Origin of the sequence: Gordonia sp. BP-119, assembly GCF_016924115.1 — a bacterium.
Classification (GTDB): Bacteria; Actinomycetota; Actinomycetes; order Mycobacteriales; family Mycobacteriaceae; genus Gordonia; species Gordonia hongkongensis.
This window is the reverse complement of the sequence record NZ_JAFFZF010000063.1, coordinates 1-17,599: the sequence shown is the minus strand read 5'-3', so window position 1 is coordinate 17,599 and position 17,599 is coordinate 1. Positions and strand designations below refer to the sequence as shown.

General features: G+C 67.3%; 15 protein-coding genes. 2 read left to right on the top strand and 13 right to left on the bottom strand.

What is annotated here, in order from left to right:
- Window positions 1–358, top strand: a 358-nt coding sequence (locus JW364_RS22750) for an HNH endonuclease signature motif containing protein (RefSeq protein ID WP_205334239.1), incomplete at its 5' end; no start/stop codon positions are given.
- Here the strand turns inward: JW364_RS22750 and JW364_RS24580 are convergent.
- From JW364_RS24580 to JW364_RS22700, 11 genes are all read right to left on the bottom strand, one after another.
- On the bottom strand, window positions 359–730 hold the full coding sequence (locus tag JW364_RS24580) for a prolyl oligopeptidase family serine peptidase (protein ID WP_307814825.1): 372 nt from the start codon (window positions 728–730) through the stop codon (window positions 359–361).
- Window positions 670–1,344, bottom strand: a complete 675-nt coding sequence (locus JW364_RS22745; RefSeq protein ID WP_307814824.1) for an alpha/beta hydrolase — start codon at window positions 1,342–1,344, stop codon at window positions 670–672. The genes JW364_RS24580 and JW364_RS22745 overlap by 61 nt, the downstream gene beginning before the upstream one ends.
- Before the next feature lie 4 nt (window positions 1,345–1,348).
- Complete coding sequence (locus JW364_RS22740) at window positions 1,349–1,999, bottom strand: LGFP repeat-containing protein (protein ID WP_068972653.1); 651 nt, start codon at window positions 1,997–1,999, stop codon at window positions 1,349–1,351.
- A gap of 73 nt (window positions 2,000–2,072) precedes the next feature.
- Window positions 2,073–3,011 (bottom strand): TAXI family TRAP transporter solute-binding subunit, encoded by a 939-nt coding sequence (locus JW364_RS22735; RefSeq protein WP_137810528.1) that lies wholly within the window; start codon window positions 3,009–3,011, stop codon window positions 2,073–2,075.
- Between the two features lie 9 nt (window positions 3,012–3,020).
- Window positions 3,021–4,412 carry an MFS transporter gene (locus JW364_RS22730; protein WP_137810527.1) on the bottom strand — a complete coding sequence of 464 codons (1,392 nt, stop codon included), beginning with the start codon at window positions 4,410–4,412 and terminating at the stop codon, window positions 3,021–3,023.
- A 115-nt stretch (window positions 4,413–4,527) separates the two neighbouring features.
- Entirely contained in the window at window positions 4,528–5,964 is a 1,437-nt protein-coding gene (locus tag JW364_RS22725) for a HAMP domain-containing sensor histidine kinase (RefSeq protein WP_205334240.1), read from the bottom strand.
- Between the two features lie 3 nt (window positions 5,965–5,967).
- Window positions 5,968–6,630 carry a response regulator transcription factor gene (locus JW364_RS22720; RefSeq protein WP_205334241.1) on the bottom strand — a complete coding sequence of 221 codons (663 nt, stop codon included), beginning with the start codon at window positions 6,628–6,630 and terminating at the stop codon, window positions 5,968–5,970.
- 718 nt (window positions 6,631–7,348) lie between these two features.
- Window positions 7,349–9,685 (bottom strand): S8 family serine peptidase, encoded by a 2,337-nt coding sequence (locus tag JW364_RS22715; protein ID WP_205334242.1) that lies wholly within the window; start codon window positions 9,683–9,685, stop codon window positions 7,349–7,351.
- A 4-nt stretch (window positions 9,686–9,689) separates the two neighbouring features.
- Complete coding sequence (locus JW364_RS22710; protein WP_205334243.1) at window positions 9,690–10,664, bottom strand: AAA family ATPase; 975 nt, start codon at window positions 10,662–10,664, stop codon at window positions 9,690–9,692.
- A gap of 207 nt (window positions 10,665–10,871) precedes the next feature.
- Window positions 10,872–11,687, bottom strand: a complete 816-nt coding sequence (locus tag JW364_RS22705; protein WP_137810526.1) for a bifunctional allantoicase/(S)-ureidoglycine aminohydrolase — start codon at window positions 11,685–11,687, stop codon at window positions 10,872–10,874.
- Window positions 11,684–12,958, bottom strand: coding sequence for an aldolase/citrate lyase family protein (locus JW364_RS22700; RefSeq protein WP_137810525.1), 1,275 nt, complete (start codon window positions 12,956–12,958; stop codon window positions 11,684–11,686). Before JW364_RS22700 ends, JW364_RS22705 begins: the two co-directional genes overlap by 4 nt.
- A 153-nt stretch (window positions 12,959–13,111) precedes the next feature.
- Here JW364_RS22700 and JW364_RS22695 point away from each other — a divergent pair, with 153 nt between their 5' ends.
- The gene (locus tag JW364_RS22695) at window positions 13,112–13,873 is read left to right on the top strand and encodes an IclR family transcriptional regulator (protein ID WP_058251688.1); all 762 of its coding nucleotides are present in this window, start codon (window positions 13,112–13,114) and stop codon (window positions 13,871–13,873) included.
- Window positions 13,874–13,884: 11 nt separating this feature from the next.
- Here JW364_RS22695 and JW364_RS22690 read toward each other — a convergent pair whose 3' ends face one another.
- Together JW364_RS22690 and JW364_RS22685 are read right to left on the bottom strand one after the other, a co-directional pair.
- On the bottom strand, window positions 13,885–16,257 hold the full coding sequence (locus tag JW364_RS22690; protein WP_165630421.1) for a protein kinase: 2,373 nt from the start codon (window positions 16,255–16,257) through the stop codon (window positions 13,885–13,887).
- A gap of 126 nt (window positions 16,258–16,383) precedes the next feature.
- A partial coding sequence (locus tag JW364_RS22685; protein WP_374100868.1) for an RCC1 domain-containing protein occupies window positions 16,384–17,599 on the bottom strand: 1,216 nt, incomplete at its 5' end.

Sequence of the window (17,599 nt, the reverse complement as noted above, 5' to 3'; positions counted from 1 at the left end):
TCTGCATGCCCATCATGTGGTGTTCTGGTCGGCGGGTGGGGGGACGGATCCGGACAATCTGATCTTGTTGTGTGGGTCGTGTCATCGGTCGTTGCATCGGGGCGAGTTTGCGATCACCGCGCATGGGTTGCAGCGGTTCACGTTTCATCGCCCGGACGGCACTGAGATCGAGGTGGCGCCACCGACTTCGAGGCCGGGCGGGTGGCGACCCGATCAACGGATCGGGGTAGATGCGACGGTGCCGATCGGTGGGGGTCGGATGGATTTGGGTTACACCACCGAGGTGCTCTACGCGGTGTGGGAATGGAAGCAGCGCAACGAGACTCGCTCAGCACCAGTCGTCCGAGAGGCGGCGTAGCTATTCGTCGCGCAGCTCATCGATGTCGGTCCGCGTGATCTCGGTGAGCCGGTCGAGGATTCGGGTGTAGGACGGGGACTGGCGGTGGACGAGGGAGGTGTGGGTCTCGCCGTCGAACATGTGCAGCTCGGCCGAGCCGCCGGCGGCGTCAAGGGCGGTCGCGTAGCGGCGGGAGTTGGTCGGGTCGACATCGTCGTCGGCCAGTCCGTGGAACAAGGTGACCGGTAGCGCCGGATCGAGATTGCGGATGGGGTCGACCGAGTCATAGCGCGCGGGGACCTGTCGTGGTGTGCCACCCAGGACATGGGTGATCACCCGGTTGTTGCCGTGGTCGACGGCGTGGCGCATGTCCAGCGGGCCGGAGATGGACACCGCCCGGATGGAACGAAGGCCGGACGCGAACCCACTTCGTCATCGGTGAGGCGATGGCGCGTGCCGCCCCACACGGCCAATTGCGCACCGGCGCTGTGACCGACCACCAGCTCGTCGTCGATTCGCAACTGCGGGTAGGTCTCGGCCATCGCGGGCACATGGTCGAGTGCTCGGGCCACGTCGTGGAAGGTCGTGGGCCACCCTCCGCCGGTGCCCAGACGTCGGTACTCCACGTTGTAGACGGCCAACCCCCGGTCGGCGAGGTCTCTGGCCATCTCGTCGAATTGCTCTGCACCGGCCCGGCTTTCCCAACCGCCACCGTGGATGATCGTCACCAGCGGCAGCGAGTCGTCGTCGCGGGCGCCCGCAGGCAGGTACAGATCGGCCCAGTTCTCGGCGGGGTCGGCATCGTCGGAATTGAGATACTCGACGCGGACGACGTCGAAGGATTCGGTCCCCGCGGGGACCGGGGGAGCCGTCGCGGGTCCGTGCGCAGCCGATGGCGTACCGAAAGACGGTGATGGCGTTGACGACTGCTGGTCCGGCGGAGTCGAGCAACCACCGGCCACGAGCGCGATCACGCTGACAGCCACCGCGACAATCCGACGTCTCATCGCCTCACCGCAAACCGGAGGGCACGATCTTGCCGTTGACCGTGACGGTCACCTCGCCGGTCTCGGTGTTCTCGGAGATCTCGCCGTGCTCGAAGGTGACCACCTCGAGGTCACCGTCGACCGTCACGTCGCTCGTGGGCACACCGAGCGGCCCGGCCGAGCCGTTGGTGCCGAGGAGCAACGGGGTGCCGTCCGGAGCGCGCTCGGTGTTCCAGGCGTCCCGGATCTTGCCGGAGGTGACGATGTACCCGGGCGTTGCGGGGTCGCTGTCCCTCGCGATGATCACGCCACCGCGGAACTGTTGGTAGACAACGCCACTCTCTCGTGTCCCCGCGTTGTGATCCCCGGTCAACGGCTTGCCCAGGGCGGCCCGCTGTGCCTCGGTCGCCGACGCGTACTTCGTTGCGATCGGACCGGTGAGGGTCACCTCGACATCGTCCTCGCCCATGACCGTCGTCTCGGTGGGCTTCGCGTTTTCTACGACAGGAACGGGGCCCGTCGTGTCGCCGGCCGCTGAGGTCGTCGTCGAACCCCCGGTCGTCGAGGCTCCGGAGGGTGACTCGTCGGCGTCTGACGTGCCGCAACCGGCGGCGATCAGTGTGATCGCGAACAATCCGGCGACCAACTCGGAGCGGCGGGATGCCACCAGTTTCATGTGATCCTCTCGACCCTCGACTCGTCGGCCTAGGTGTATCACGGACCGCGACCCGTCGCCGAGCGGCTGCGGTTCACCCGTGCCGACGGCGGTACTCGCCCGCGGCACCCGGATGCAGGGGGATGGGTCCGGTGAGGATCAACGACTGCGCGTCGAGGAACTGGCTGCCGATCGCCTGGGCGGGCACGAGGTGAGCAGCCTGGTCGAGCAGGACGTCGGCGATGGCCGCGGCGGTCGCATCCGGTACATCCCGACGGGCGAGCAGGAGATTCGCGATCCCGACGGTGGTGACCGCGGGGTGCCGGCCGTAGATGTCGGCCGGGATGCGTACGGGCTCGTATGCGGGTCCGAACCGCTGTCGTAGGCCCGCGACTACGCCACCGAGGTCGAGCAGGACGATCGGCACGCGCAAGTCGGTGAACGCCGGGGTCGGCAGACCGCCCGCCCACATGACGGCGTCGACCTCTCCCGCGGCAAGGGCGGCGCCAGCGTCGGCCATCGTCTGCTGGACCGGGCGGATGTCGCGGCCGGCATCGAGGCCGGCTGCGGCGAGTACCCGCTCGGAGAGTCCGGCGGCGCCGGACCCCGGTGCTCCGACACTCACCGACCGCCCGCGCAGGTCGGCGACCGTCGCGATCCCGGACCCTGTGCGGACCGCCACCTGAAAGTAGTTCTCGTACACGCATCCGAGCGCCGTCAGCTGTGGGCCCGCGCGCTCGATGGCCGTGTCGCTGAGACTGATGGCGAGTTCCGCGGAACCGTTCGCCAGGGCGTCGAGGTTCTCGGCCGAGCCGCCGGACTGCCGCGGGCGGATCTCCAGCGCGCCGGACCGGTCGGCCGCCGCGGCGAGGAGACCGGCGAACTCCCAGAAGAAGCCACCGGGCTCGCCCGCCGCGAGGCGGACCGGTGCGCCGCGTTCGGTTTCGCACGCGGTCAGGAGAAGCAGCGCGCCCAGGCCGGTGGCCCCGCGGAGCATAGTCCGCCGGTCCACCGGCCCGCGCGCGAACGACATGATGACACCTTAGGCCCGCCGGGCAACGGCCTCTGCGTCGAGGAAGGCCCGCCCCTGCTCGCGATCGAGTGGGGTCTCCGCCTTGTTGCGCAAGACGAAAATGTAGACCATCAGCGACACCGCGATCACGACGGTGACGTAGGCGATGAACCACGGGACATGACCGCCGTTCTTCGCGGCCTGGTAGATCAGCGGCGCGGTGCCGCCGAAAGCCGAGTTCGCGAGCGCGTAGCCCAGACCCACTCCCAGCGCGCGAACGTGAGAGGGGAAGAGCTCCGCCTTCACGATCGCGTTGATGGAGGTGTAGCCGGTGAGGATGATGTAGCCGACTGCGAGCAGGGTCAACGACGTTGCCACCGAGGTGGTCTGGGGCAGGTAGGTGATCAGGACGTAGGTGTACAGGACACCGCCGACGCCGAAGAAGATGAGGACGGGTTTGCGTCCGACCTTGTCGCTGATCATCCCGCCGATCGGCTGCAACACCATCAGGAAGATCAAACCGATGAGGTTGATCCAGGTCCCGGTGCGACCGTGGTCTTCGTAGGCGGTCTTGACGATGGCCGGTGCGTTGACGCTGTAGGTGTAGAAGGCGATGGTGCCGCCGATGGTGACCAGGAAGCAGACCAGCAGAGGGCGCCAGTAGTTCAGAACGAGTTCGCGAATCGAGCCGGACTCGGAGTCGGCCCCGCTGCGGACGGCCTCCAACTGCTCCGGGGTGAGCGACTCGTCCATGCTGCGGCGCAGCCAGAAGACGACCACCGCGGCCACGCCGCCGATGAGAAACGCGATACGCCAACCGAAGTCGGAGATCTGGTCCTTGTCGAGGAAGCCCTGCATCACCAGCAGGGTGAGCTGCGCCAGTACGTGTCCGCCGATGAGCGTGACGTACTGGAACGACGAGAAGAAGCCGCGACGCTCCCGGGTGGCCGCCTCGGACATGTAGGTGGCCGACGCGCCGTACTCGCCACCGGTCGCGAATCCCTGTACCAGTCGACAGAGCACCAGGACGACCGCCGCCCATACGCCGATCGACTCGCGACCCGGTGTCAACGCGATGACCAATGAGCACGCCGCCATCAGCGACACGCTGAAGGTCAACGCGGCCCGGCGGCCCCGACGGTCCGCGTACCGACCGAAGAACCAGGAGCCGACCGGCCGCATCAGGAAGGTGACGGCGAAGATGGCATACACGTAGACGGTCGAGTTCTTGTCGGCCGAGTCGAAGAACTGGCTCTCGAAGTAGGTCGCGAAGACGGTGTAGACGTAGACGTCGTACCACTCGACGAGGTTGCCGGACGACCCGCGCAGGGTGTTGAGCACGGCACGACGCGTCGCCGCGGCCGACGACGTCGGCGGTGCGCTCCGGGCGTTCGCGGGTTGCCGGGTGGGCGAGTCGGTCATCAGGGTCCTCCAGGTCGTCGAACGTGCACCCGACCCGGTCCGGCGTCGGTGCCCCTAACACTGTGAACGCAGTCACAGGCGGAACGGAAGCCGATCGCGGTTTCCTAACACTCCCTTAGGACAGGTCTTCCACGGCCTCGTGGAACGGGACGTCGGAGGCCGGGATCCAGAGGTCCACCCGCAGTCCTGCGGGGCGTCCCGAGGTCACCTCCAGTTCGCCGCCGGCTCCTTCGACAAGGGCCGCCGCGATGGCCAATCCGAGTCCGGAGCCGGGCCCGCTGCCGGCCGACGCGCGGAAGAACCGCTCCGTGATGCGTGGCAAGTCGTCGGCCGTCACGCCCTGTCCGGTGTCGGCGACCCAGACCCGGATACGCGCTCCCTCGGACCGGCAGCCCAGCTCTACGTGGGCACCTTCCCCGGCGTGGTTGACCGCGTTGCTCATCAGGACGTCCATCGCCCGGATGAGGTCGTCCTCGTCGAGCGCGGCGATCATCGGCCGGGGCTGCGAAGCGATCGACGCCGACATCCCCGCGTCGGCGAGCGCGTCCGCCCAGAAATCGTGGCGCTCGACCAGCACGGCGGCGACGTCGCAGACCCCTGTGGTGGAACCGGCGGGCCGCGACTCGGCGGTGGCGAGGACGAGTAGGTCGTCGACGATGCGGTCGAGCCGGTCGATCTCCACGATGGTCTTCCGATGCGATTCCAGCGAGCGGCCGGTCAATCCGAGGCCGAGGGTGTCGAGGCGAAAGCGGACCGCCGCCAACGGATTACGAAGTGCGTGCGCCGTGTCGGCGACCAGGCGGCGCTGGGCGGCGGTGGCGTTCTCGACGTCGTCCGCCATCGCGTCGAAGATCCGGGCCAGCTCGCGGACCTCCGGTGGGCCGGTGTGGCGTTGACCGGGCGGTCCGCCCGGGGTCGTGTCGTTCGCCGACGGGCCGCTGTCGATGATCGAGGCGCGCAGCGAGCGCACCCGTGCCGACAACGCCGTGAGTGGGCGAACCGTCCACCGCGACAACGCAACCGCGATCATCGACCCGATCACGAGCATCGCGAGGGCCCCGGCGGCGATCACGGCCCACGTTCTGACGACATCGCGTTTCGCCGCCGTCGTCGACGCCTCGATGACGACCGCGCCGTCGACCTGGGTGCCCGTGCCGATCGGCATGGCCACGAGTACCGAGTCGGGCGACCAGGGCGTCAGCCCCGACGCGATCCGCGTGCGCTGATTGCGCAATGCCTCGGAGACGGCCTCGGCGACCTCCGGTGACCGGGCTGCGAGGCCGGCCGAGGCGCGCGTCGTGCCGGCTCGATCGACCACCACGACACCTTCGTCGTAGAGGTCTCGGTAGCGCTCGGCGGCCTGCTGGAGTTCCGTACCCCGCATCTCCGGGTCCCGATCCGCGAGGTCGGCGAAATAGACCGCCGATGCGGTCCGGCTCTCGGTGAACCGTTGCAGCCGTTCACGACTCGCCGTCGTCGCGAGGGGCACCGCCAGGCCCAGGACCACGATCGCCGAATAGACGACGAGCACGAGCAGCACGCGGCGCCACATCGTTCAGGAACCCCAGCGGTAGCCGTACCCGCGGATCGTCTCGATCACGCCGGGCCTGCCGAGCTTCGCCCGGAGCGCGGTCATGTGGACGTCGAGGCTGCGCGAGATGGCGACATAGGCGTCGCCCCAGATCGCGTCCATCAACTGTTCGCGGCTCACCGCCTCACCCCGGCGGGTGACGAGGTGCGCGAGGAGTTCGAACTCCTTGGGAGTGAGGGCGACGCCGCTACCCGCCACGGTCACCAGTCGCGCGTCGAGATCGACGACGATGTCGCCGGTGGCGATCTGTCGCGCCGCGGGGGCCGGTGCGTCGACGGTACGCCGACGGGCGGCCACTTCCAGGCGCGCCATCAGCTCGCCGAGGCGCGCCGGTTTCACCACATAGTCGTCGGCGCCCCCGCGGAGCGCCCGCACCACCGACCGCTCGTCCTGCCGCGCGGTGAGCACCACGACCGGCATCTCACTCACCGCCCGCAATCGGCGCAGCACGGTCAGCCCGTCCTCGTCAGGCAATCCCAGGTCCAGCAGTGCGAGGTCGAATTCCCGGTGACCGAGGAGGAGATCGGCGCCGCGACGCATGCGACGGGGCTCGTGGCCGACCTCGTTCAGGGCGTCCACGAGCGCGTCGCCGACCCCGTCGTCGTCTTCCACCACCGCGATACGCATCGCTTCCACGGTACGACAGGAACGGGAGCGTGACGGTGGACGCGCACACCACGTGCACACAGATCCAGACCAGACAATTTATCGAGATGAGGCGAGGTGTGGAGTCAAAGGGGGACGGCTTCGGGGTTTCTACCGCGCCGCCGCGATGGTCTCCTTCTAGGTTTTCGGTCGACGGCGCCACTGGGGATGGCGCGACGAAGCGCTCGGACCGTTCTTGGTTATGGCGCCACCGGACCGGAATGTCTACTGACGAGGATCGCTCAGCCTCCCGATCCCGATCCCGATCCCGATCCCGACAGACGTTGGTCGTCGGTCGGGTGTCGAGACTCATTGTGTAGGAGACCGAGTCGAACTGAGAACAGAATCCAACCATCGTTGATTGGTCGACCGCGCGGTGTCCTACGAGTACGTCCAGTTGGGCGGCATTAGCTGTCCCAGGCTGCTCGAACTTGCGCGCTAGGTTTACGCCGCGCCTGCGGTTTGGATAGTTGACGGCCGCGATTGGTTGGTCAAAATCGCCGAAAGCGCTGTGCTGCAAGCCTCTAGAATGCGGAGGTGCGTCATCCTCTTGTGCGGGAGACGAGGAGGGCGGGCTGGCCGTCCTATGTGGTGGAGCGTCAGCGTTCTTGGACCAGGAGCGTCTCCGGTGTCGACATACGCGGCAAGTGTCGGAGATGCTTCGATCGGTAGTAAATCCGGGTTTCAAGCCGGCGCCACCTCAGGAGCGAACGCGAACTCTTGTCGGTAGTCGGAGACGCGCTTTGAGGATCTCGTGCAGGTTCGCCGTGACTAAGTCTCGATCCTCGAGCGTCACTGCCAGCGCATAATCCTGCCGCTGATACTCTGGATCTTCCCGTGCCCACGTCTGCGCTTTGTGAGTGACTGCGACATAGAAAGTGTCTGCATCGTTCGGGAACGACTGCTTGCCGACCCAGCTGCGCAGTTGAAGGGTGCTGTGAGTAAAAGTGTTTACCCCAGGTTTGAAGTTAAGTCTTCGGCGATCTGCAATGGGTTCTGATGGATCATCTGGGTCCTGACGGGTGAGAATTCTGGCTAGTTCATCGGGGTCTATGTCGCGGTAGACCTCGAACTTCATCGACCCAGCCAGGTACTCCCGGCGCTGTCGCCGGACGGGCGGGTCGAACGCGAGGGCAACCGCAATTGAGCGGTCGCGCTTGCTACCTGACCGGAACTCGTCAGGTATTGGTACAGGATGAATCTGCACCGTGTCGACCGGCAAAGATCCTTCAAACGTCATAGTGACACGGCTCGCGTCGCTTGCAGTTGCGGACGGGGTCGTTGGGCGGCCATGTCCGTAAACCCTACTGCGGCTGTGTGGTTCCGACAGAACTGCGGCGGGGCTACTGTGCGCCGAACCAGTAGCGAGTAGAGCGCGGATGAGGTTGGCTTTCGCATCTGGGTAGGCATACGCGATGTCGGCTGCCACGCGGGCAACAGCTGGCGCTGCGAAGCTTGTGCCGTTTACGGCGGCGAAGATACTTCCGGCGGGCCCTCCCGTCGAGATGCTGACAATTGAGGCTCCAGGGTCATTAAAGATCGCACCTCCGCTGTCGTTCACCACGGTGTTTCCGCCGTAGTGCGTCAAGTCCGGCTTGTTGGCGCGCTTCTTGTTCGTTCCTAGCCCAGGGCCGCTGCGACTAAACGGCGATGCTTCGTTCTCGGAGGCAGCGGCTTGCCAGCCGAAATGACTAGGGATCTCAGCGGGAGCCCCACTGAGGGCGATGCTGCCGACCGTCACGGCCAACGCGGCAGGAGCGGGCTCTGCAAGCCTGTGCTCGGGGCTAAAGAAGAATTCTGGCTTGTCATCAATGATGTGGTGCCCGCTTAAGGTGCGTGCGTTGAGATCGATTGGCGCGTTGCCACTCGGGACCACTACGACGATTCCGAGTTCTCGTACCAGGTCGTCCAGAATTTCGGTGAGTGGCCCCACATGAAGGTCGTTGAACGGTTCGTCGTATCCCACCGAAATGTTGAAAATGCGGACGTTGTAGCTTTCGTGCAGGTGGCGGATAGCTTGTTCAACAAGGATGTGCGGTGGTGCATAAGTAGCAAATCTAGGGGGATGCTGTGGGCGATCTGGGTCTGGTTCGAGGATCCGCACAGATCGGACTGTTCCAACAGCCGTGATCGGCTCAGCGTCGCGGAGTTCCTCGTGGAGTGCAGGTAGAAGCACCCGTCCGGTCACTTCGGTGCCATGGCTTCCGCGCTGCTGCCACACGTATCCGCTTGGGGCCAGAGACTCATCTGATAAGACCAGGCTGTCCAGAAGGGGGTGCGATGATTCGGGTGAGTCATCCAGGACCCCCACCACCTCGGAATCCTCAAAAGTGCGAGTCAGGTTCGTCACATTGAGTGATCGCCAGTCTCGGAAGTCCAAGAATGGCACGGGCGGTGTTCGGACTAACTCGACGACGCTCGTATTCAGAAGGTCGGAGAGTCCCGTCGCATCAACCTGGACACGGAAGTAGGTTCGTCGAGCTGACACTGTGCGAAGCAGCACGGTCCCGTTGTTGCCGTTGACGATTGACTCTAGGAGACCCGCTCGCTGCGAGGCTTCCTGATAGTTCCCGGATGCCCAGACGGACACGTCGACCACCACGACTGTGGTCGACGATGTGAGAGGATCAACCCCCGGTCCAGTCCGGTCTTCGGGTCCGTACGGCTCGATATCGTCTACCTGGTTGAAGAAGGACCGAAAGTTGCCGGTCCGGACATACAACTCAAGGGCTTCGTCGAGCGCCGCGCCCTGGTCGCCGGCGAGGACGAAGTAGGTGTAATCGACAGTCTCGCCGAGAACTTGGAGTCCGCGACCTTCAAACGAAGAGTCTTCCGGCCGTGCTTGAGCCTTGATTTTGAACACCAGGTTTGGGTCGACTCCCGCGTTCAGCTGAACCGGCCTGCGAGCCGTCGCCAACTGCTGGCGCAGGTGAGTGCCGTGGGCACCACGCTGACGCTGAGGTGTGCCGCCCCCAGCGCCGCCGGTGCGGCGTGACTGGAGTTGCCTAGGGTTTGGAAGAAGTAAATGTTCGGGCATGGTGTCACCACGGCCGTGACGTAACGCCGGTTAGCGCCCTCTTCACATCCTGCGTCTCGACTATGGGCGAGTTTCGAAGTAGTGCGTTGCGACGGGCATCGATGATGAGCTTCTCGGCTGCGGCATGGGGCAGACCTTTCAATGCGCTCGCGTGCAAATCGATTTCGATGTTTCTGTGCGGTACGCCCTTGAGGCGAAGTCGCAAGACCTGACGCAACTGGTGGACTGTGGGCAAACCGAACGTGAGTACCTCGTCGAAGCGTCTCCATAAAGCCTCGTCGAGTAGGGAAGGGTGATTAGTGGCTGCGAGAAGCAGACTAGGTCCGCGATAGCGGTCGGTCATTTGGAGGAATGCAGTCACTACGCGCTTCATCTCGCCGTGCTCGGATCCGTCGTCGCGCGACCGGCCCAACGCGTCGAACTCGTCGAACAGAACGACAAACGGCGCCTGATCGGCGTACTCGAGTATCCGCCGAAGATTGCTCGCTGTCTCTCCCAGGTAGGAAGACACGACCGCGTCGAGTCGAACGACCAATAGCGGGCGACCCAGCTCGGCTGCCAAGGCCTCGGCAGCAGTCGTCTTCCCGCATCCCGGTGGCCCCTGAAGCAGAAGCCGTTGACGCCGCGGCAAGCCTGCGGCATCCAACACGGGCCACTTCCGAACCTCCTCGACGATGCTCTCCAAGTTCGAGAGCACCAATTTGTGGAGGATCAGATCCTCTAAGAGACGCTGAGGCTCGCGAACCTCGCCGAGGTCCCACTCGCCCTCGCGATCTTTGGGCGGGGCCGGCACAACAATTGAGGACCCACCGTCGACCTGACCGCCGCCAGCAGCGAGGAGCTTCTGCAGGTCCCGCGCGAGGGCGTTGTGGTGCTTGGCTTGCTCTTCCTCGATGATCTCCATCGCTGCTCGCCGAAACGCCAGCTCATCCCGAGTGCGGAACGCGCGGAAGATCTCTTTCAACTGTCGTCCGGCCATAGCGCACATACTAAGTCCGGGCTACGTCAGGTTGTGGCGCGACCCGTAGGGATCACTAGAACCGGCCCGGATGCGGTCACGAGACGAGGTTGAGGTGGGAGTCACCGCAGCAGGACGAGTTGTCTCGGGCCCGCCAGTCAAGCGGTTGTGACCAGGTGGACGAGCGGCGTGGCAGTTTGCGGCCCATTCCGTCCCTGCTCGTTCAGTTCAGAGCACGATCTGCCGATTCACGTCCTTGTAGAGGAGGTAGCGGAAGTTCGACGGTCCGCCGGCGTAGCAGGCTTGCGGGCAGAAGGCGCGCAGGGACATGTAGTCGCCCTCCTGGACCTCCACCCAGTCCTCGTTGAGGCGGTAGACGGCCTTGCCCTCCAGGACGTACAGACCGTGCTCCATCACGTGGGTCTCGGCGAAGGGGATCGATGCGCCGGGCTCGAAGGTCACGATGTTGACGTGCATGTCGTAGGCGAGGTCCTGGGGATCGAGCATTCTCGTTGTGCGCCACGCGCCGTCGGTGTCGGGCATCGGGGAGGGCTCGATGTCGCGCTCGTTGCCGAACTTCGGGGCCGGCTCGTGGCCCGTGATGGGCTCGTAGCGCTTACGGATCCAGTGGAAGGAGACGGGGACATCGCCGCGGTTGTGTGCCGACCACGGTGTGCCCGCGGGCAGGTAGCCGAAGCCGCCGTCGGTCAGGACGTGTTCCTCGCCCGCGATGGTCACGGTCAGCGATCCGGCGGTGACGAAGACGAAACCCTCGACCTCCGACTGCGGTTCGGGCGCAGCCGATCCGCCGCCCGGGGCGACCTCGACGATGGTCTGGGCGAAGGTCTGCGCGCCACCGGGCACCGGGCGGTTGAGCACCCAGGCGCGGGTGTCGGTCCACTCCGGGAACACCGAGGTCACGATGTCACGCAGCACGCCGCGCGGGATCACCGTGTACGCCTCGGTGACGACCGCGCGGTCGCTGAGGAGATCGGTCTGCGGCGGGAGCCCACCGGCGGGGGTGTAGTACGGCGTCGCGTTCATCGGGTTGTCCTCTGTGAGTGGGGGAGTGCGAAGTCGCGCACCTTCTCGATGGGCAGATCGGTCGCGGTCTCGACCTCGTCGACGGTCAGCGCGCCGCACACCTCGCCGCGTCGGATGAAGCCGGCGAGTGCGCGGGCCGTCGCCGGTTCGTCGAGCACCGACGACTCGAGCTTGTGCGCGTAGTTGCGCAGACGCACTGCGGCGGAATCGAATCCGTCACGGTAGAAGGCGTATGTGGCCAGGAAGCGGGTGACGAGCTGCGCGGGGTGGAGGTCCCACCCCTGATAGAAGCCGCGCTCGAGGTGGCGCCGGACCAGTCGCGCGTGCAACGCCCAGCCGGCTTCGACGGCCTCGGCGTCTCCGACGGGGAGGATGTTCGTCGAACCGTCCGACAACCGCACACCGGTGCCGGCCGCGGCGAGTTGCATCACGGCCTTCGCGTGGTCGGCGACGGGATGTTCCATCGACTGATACGCCGCGGCGATGCCGAGGGATGCCGAATAGTCGTAGGTTCCGTAGTGCAGTGCGGTCACCCGGCCCTCGCCGGCCTGGATCATCGCCGCCACGGCCGCGGTGCCGTCGGCGCTCATCACCGACTGCGGGGTCTCCACCTGGATCTCGAAACCGATGCGACCCTGCGGAAGTCCGTGAACCCGCTCGAGTTCGCGGGCGACGGCGACCATCGCGACGACCTGGTCGGTCGAGGTGACCTTGGGCAGCGTGAGCGTCAGACCCGCCGGGAGGTCCCCGGTGTCCGCCAGGCCGGCGACGAACAGATCGAGGGTGCGCAGGCCGCGGGCGCGGACGTCGGCCTCGAAACACTTGAAGCGGATGCCGAGGAACGGCGGTGAGGCGTCGCCGGCCGCCCGGATCGCGGCGACGGCGGCGCTGACGTGCGCGTCCTCCTCGTCATCGGCGCGGACACCGTAACCGTCCTCGAAGTCGATGCGCAGATCCTCGATGGGCTCGGTGCGCAGCTTGTTCTCGACGAGATCCGCGAGCGCGGTGGCCGCCGAGTCGGTCCGGGCGACGGTCGAGCGGGCGATCGCGGCGAGGCCGCCGTGGTCGGCGGCTGCCTCCAGGGCGGAATGGCCCCACTCCCGGGCGAGCTCGGCGGTGTACCGGTCGGCGGGAACGTAGACCGTGTGGACCGGCTGCCGGCTCCCGTCGTCGCCCGGATACCGATCGGATAGCACCGCGTCCGACGGTGCGAGGGCGGCCTCGATCTCAGCGAGGAAGGTCGCGCCGAGGCGACCGGGTTGCACGCTCATGGCGCCCCTTCGTGTCGGATCAATGGAAATCAAATTCCGCAGAGCGGAGTTTACTCCAGAACTGTCGGATGCGACCACCCGTGTGCGCAGACGGACCCTGATTGTGGTTTCACATCATGGAACGTAGCGTGATGCCGGACTGTGGAGGTGGCGATGGCGGGGAACTCCGGCGGTGTGCAATCCGTCGAGCGCGCATTCGAACTGCTCGAGCTCATCGGGCGCGCCGGCGGCGAGTGCTCACTGAGCCATCTGTCGGCGGAATCCCCGCTTCCGCCCCCGACCATCCACCGGCTGCTGCGAACACTCGTGGGAATCGGGTATGTCCGGCAGCTCCCGAACCGGTCGTACGCCCTGGGCCCCCGGCTCATCCGACTCGGCGAGGTGGCCAACCGGCAGCTCGGCGCGGTCGCCGCACCCGTCCTCGCCTCCCTGGTCGGCGAACTCAGCGAGACCGCAAGTCTCGCCGTCCTCGACGGCGACATGGTCATCTACGTGGCGCAGGTTCCGTCCCCGCACAGCATGCGCACCAACAACGAGGTCGGCCGTCGGGTCACGATGCACAACACCGCGGTCGGCAAGGCCGTGCTCGCCGAACTCGACGATGCGCGCATCCTCAAACACGTCACGCAGGCCGGGCTCACCCCCGCCACCCAATGGAGCGTCACGTCGCTGTCGGGTGTGTTCGCGGCCGTCGAGCAGGTACGGGCGAGCGGGGTCGCCACCGACGAACAGGAACACGAGGTCGGCGTCTGCGGGATGGCGGTCGCCGTCCCCGGTGCGCCCACGCCCATGGCGGTCGGGATCTCCGGGCCGGTCGCCCGATTCGACGACGGGCTCCGGGCCCGCGCGGTCGGGGCGCTCCGCACGGCCGCGGAGACCGTGTCCGAGGCGCTGATCGGGTCGCGCGAGTCCTAGGGGCGGGGCGGCTAGATGGTCAGTTTCGTGGGCGTCGTGCGGTTGGCGCCGTCGCCGCTGGAACCATCGCCGACCTGACCGTCGTTGTTGAATCCCCAGCAGTACACCGACGCGGCCGCCATCGCGCACGACGTCCCGTTGCCGGTCGAGATCGAGGTGACGTCGGTCAGCGTCGAGACCTCGCGGGGGATCTTCACCGACCCGCCGGACGAGCCGAGCTGGCTGCGGTCGTCGTCTCCCCAGCAGAAGGCCCGGTTGTCGGAGACCGCGCAGGTGGTGCCCCAGTCGGTGGAGATGGCCGAGACGCCGCTCAGATTGCCGACCTGAACGGGGGCCTGGCGGGTCTCGGTGGTGCCGTCGCCGATCTGGCCGTAGGCGTTGGAACCCCAGCACCACGCGTCGCCACCGGCGACCGCACAGGTCGTCTGGAAGTACGTGCTGGTGTTCGTGTTCGGATCGTCGTCGTCGGATGCCTCGTGGTAGCCGCCGACGGTGATGTCGGTGACGTCGGTCAGCGCGCCGACCTTCACCGGCGCCGAGCGCGCCGTCGTGCTGCCGTCACCGATCTGCCCATTGTCGTTGGCGCCCCAGCAGAACGCCGAGCCGTCCGACACCGCGCAGGTGGTGCCGTAGGCGGTGGTGATGTCGGTGACGACGCCGAGCCCGGGGACCTTCGTCGGTGCCGAGACCGGGTCGGTGCCGCCGCCGGTGCCGAGCTGGCCGTATTCGTTGTTGCCCCAGCAGTAGGCGTCGGTGCCGGCGACCGCGCAGGTGGTGCCCCAGCCGGTGGAGATCGCCTTGACGTCGGAGATGGCGCCGACCTTGGTCGCGGAGTCCACCGTCGAACCGCTGGAACCGTTGCCGACTTCGCCGTAATGGTTGTTGCCCCAACAGAATGCGTCGCCGGCGGCGATGGCGCAGGCCGTCGAGACGTAGGCGTTCTCGCCGGTGAGGTAGCCGCCGGTGGTGACCGCGGTCGCGTTGGCGACCCCGGTCACCGCCACCGGTCGGGTGTGCGGCGTCGTGGAACCGTCGCCGAGCTGACCGGAGTCGTTGTCGCCCCAGCAGTGCACGCTGCCGTTGACCACGGCGCAGCTGCTGCCGAAGTTCGTGCTCACCACCGGCTGCGCGACGGTCGCCTTCTCCGGGTCGGCGACGGTGCTGCCCAGGACGGCGAGTCCCACGACGGCGGCGACCACCAGCAGCAGCACGGCGCCGAGTACGCCGGCGACGATGAGGCCGGTCCGCTTCTTCTTTTTCGGCGGGACCGGCGGCATACCCGGGTAGCCGACCTGGGGATGCCCGGGCTGCGCGTGCGGGCCCGAGAGGTGAGGGGCCGAGGAGTACATCGGCTGGGGTCCCGACGGCTTGTTCATCAGCGGCTGCGGGCCCGACGGCCCGGTCATGGTCGGCTGCGGCGGCGGGGTGTACTGGCCATGGGGTGGGCCGAACTGCTGCTGGGGTCCCGAGGGGTGACCCGTGAACGGGCCGCCGGTGCCACCGCCGACGAGGGTGGGCGGCGGAACCGAACCCGCGATCATCGTGTTGCCCTGTGCGGCAGGGGATTCGAGCGCCGACTTCAAGGCGGCTGCGAAACTGCGGCAGTCGGGGTAGCGGGATGCGGGATTCTTCGACAGGGCGCGCTGGAACACCGGGTCGAGGTGCGCGAGGTCGCCGCGCAGCTGGCCGATGTGGGGAACCGGGCGCTGGATGTGGCCCAGCATCACCGACGGTTCGGACTGTCCGACGAAGGGCGGCTGCCCCGCGAGCATCGCGTAGGCCGTGCAGGCCAGCGAGTACTGGTCCGACCGGGCCGTGGCGTCGGCGCCCTCGAGTGTCTCCGGGGCCGAGAAGGCGACCGTCCCGATGAACGAATGGGTGCCGGTCAGGTTGGCCGAGCCGGCGAGCTTGGCGATGCCGAAGTCGAGCACGAGGGCGCGTTCGACGGCGTTCGTCGCCGGATCGCGCGTGACTAGGATGTTGGCGGGCTTGATGTCCCGGTGCACCACGTGGTGGCGGTGCGCGTAGTCGAGGGCGTCGGCCACCTGTCCGACGACCGTCGACACCTCCGCCGGCGTCAGACGTTCCTCGGTGAGGTCCTTGCCCTCGACGTAACTCATCGAGAACCAGGGCGAGCCGTCCTCGATGCCGTACTGGTGGATGGTGATGATGCTGCGATGGTCGAGCTTCGCGGTGGTGCGGGCCTCGTTGGTGAAGCGCTGGTTGAACCCGGGCTGGGCACTGACCGCCGTGGAGATGACCTTCAGGGCCTCCCGCCGCTCGAGTTGCAGGTTCTCGACGAGGTACACCTCGCCCATACCGCCCGCGCCGAGCTGGGAGACCACGCGATAACCGGCGATGTGGGTGCCGGGACTCAACGGCACGGCGTCACCTCTTTCTGGCTTGGCGGGAGAGCGGCTGCCAAATGGCTGCTCTCGCAGACGTATGCAGGGACGATACCGAACCGGGAAAGGTCCGGGGCACCCTTCAACCGGATGACGGAGCCGACGCTAGAACGTGACCTGAGTGGGGGTCAGACGGTCGTCGGTGCCCCCGATGCCGAGCTGTCCGGTGGCGTTGAAACCCCAGCACCACAGGTATGACGACGCGAGCGCGCACGTGGTTCGTTCGCCGGTGGACACCGCGCCGACATCGGACAATCCGTTCACCCGGGTGGGCGCCGGCCGGTCGGTCAGGGTGCCGTCGCCGACCGAGCCCCAGGCATTGGCGCCCCAGCAGTACGCGACCCCGGCCGCGAGTGCGCAGGTGGTGTTCGACGTGCCGGTGCTGATGGCCTCGACTCCGTCCAGGCCGGACACCGGCGTCGCCGTGCGTCGGCCGTAGGTGGTGCCGTCGCCGAGTTGGCCGAACGCGTTGTCGCCCCAGCAATATGCACTCGCCCCGGCGATCGCGCAGGCGGTCGCGGCGCCCGCCGAGACCGACGTCGCGCCGTCCAGGTCGGCGACCCGGGTCGGGCGGGCGCGGTTCGTGGTCGTGCCGTCGCCGACCTGTCCGTTGTCGTTGAGCCCCCAGCAGTAGGCGTCACCGGTCGCGACGGCACACGTGAAGTTCACGCCGACGCTGATGGCGGTCACGTCGTCGAGCCCGGCGACCCGGACCGGCCGGTACTGATTCGCGGTCGAACCGTCGCCGAGCTGGTCGAAGTCGTTGGTGCCCCAGCAGTACGCCGAGCCCGCCGAGATCGCGCACGTGGCCCAGTTGGCGGTCGAGATGGCGGTGACATCGGCGAGACCGGCGACCCGGGTCGGCGTCAGCCGCGCGTCGGTCGTGCCGTCGCCGATCTGCCCGTAGTCGTTGTTCCCCCAGCAGTACGCGAGTCCCTCGGCGATCGCACAGCTGTTGGGTCCACCGGTGCTGATCGCGGTGACGCCGCTGAGATCGGCGACCGGCGTGGGAGTCTGGCGGGTGTCGGTCGTGCCGTCGCCGAGTTGGCCGGCCGCGTTGTCGCCCCAGCAATAGGCGGTTCCGTCCCGGATCGAGCACGTGGCACCGAGCCCGGCGCTGAGCTGGGCGCCGGCATCGGCCGCCGCGATCGGCGACGACGGGGCGTCGGACGCGTCCCCGCCATCGCCGCCGCCGAGGGTGAGGACCCCGATCGCGACGACGACGGCCAGCACCGCGACCACGGCGACCGCGGCGAGGGCGAGCGGCCACCGTCGCCGGTGGGAGGGCGTCGGGGGCGCGGGGGATGGGGAGACCCACGGT

Bases quoted from the DNA above. Each gene is read 5' to 3' on its own strand.
- JW364_RS22745 (WP_307814824.1), bottom strand. From the start codon at position 1,344: ATGAGACGTCGGATTGTCGCGGTGGCTGTCAGCGTGATCGCGCTCGTG.
- JW364_RS22740 (WP_068972653.1), bottom strand. From the start codon at position 1,999: ATGAAACTGGTGGCATCCCGCCGCTCCGAGTTGGTCGCCGGATTGTTC.
- JW364_RS22735 (WP_137810528.1), bottom strand. From the start codon at position 3,011: ATGTCGTTCGCGCGCGGGCCGGTGGACCGGCGGACTATGCTCCGCGGG.
- JW364_RS22730 (WP_137810527.1), bottom strand. From the start codon at position 4,412: ATGACCGACTCGCCCACCCGGCAACCCGCGAACGCCCGGAGCGCACCG.
- JW364_RS22725 (WP_205334240.1), bottom strand. From the start codon at position 5,964: ATGTGGCGCCGCGTGCTGCTCGTGCTCGTCGTCTATTCGGCGATCGTG.
- JW364_RS22720 (WP_205334241.1), bottom strand. From the start codon at position 6,630: ATGCGTATCGCGGTGGTGGAAGACGACGACGGGGTCGGCGACGCGCTC.
- JW364_RS22715 (WP_205334242.1), bottom strand. From the start codon at position 9,685: ATGCCCGAACATTTACTTCTTCCAAACCCTAGGCAACTCCAGTCACGC.
- JW364_RS22710 (WP_205334243.1), bottom strand. From the start codon at position 10,664: ATGGCCGGACGACAGTTGAAAGAGATCTTCCGCGCGTTCCGCACTCGG.
- JW364_RS22705 (WP_137810526.1), bottom strand. From the start codon at position 11,687: ATGAACGCGACGCCGTACTACACCCCCGCCGGTGGGCTCCCGCCGCAG.
- JW364_RS22700 (WP_137810525.1), bottom strand. From the start codon at position 12,958: ATGAGCGTGCAACCCGGTCGCCTCGGCGCGACCTTCCTCGCTGAGATC.
- JW364_RS22695 (WP_058251688.1), top strand. From the start codon at position 13,112: ATGGCGGGGAACTCCGGCGGTGTGCAATCCGTCGAGCGCGCATTCGAA.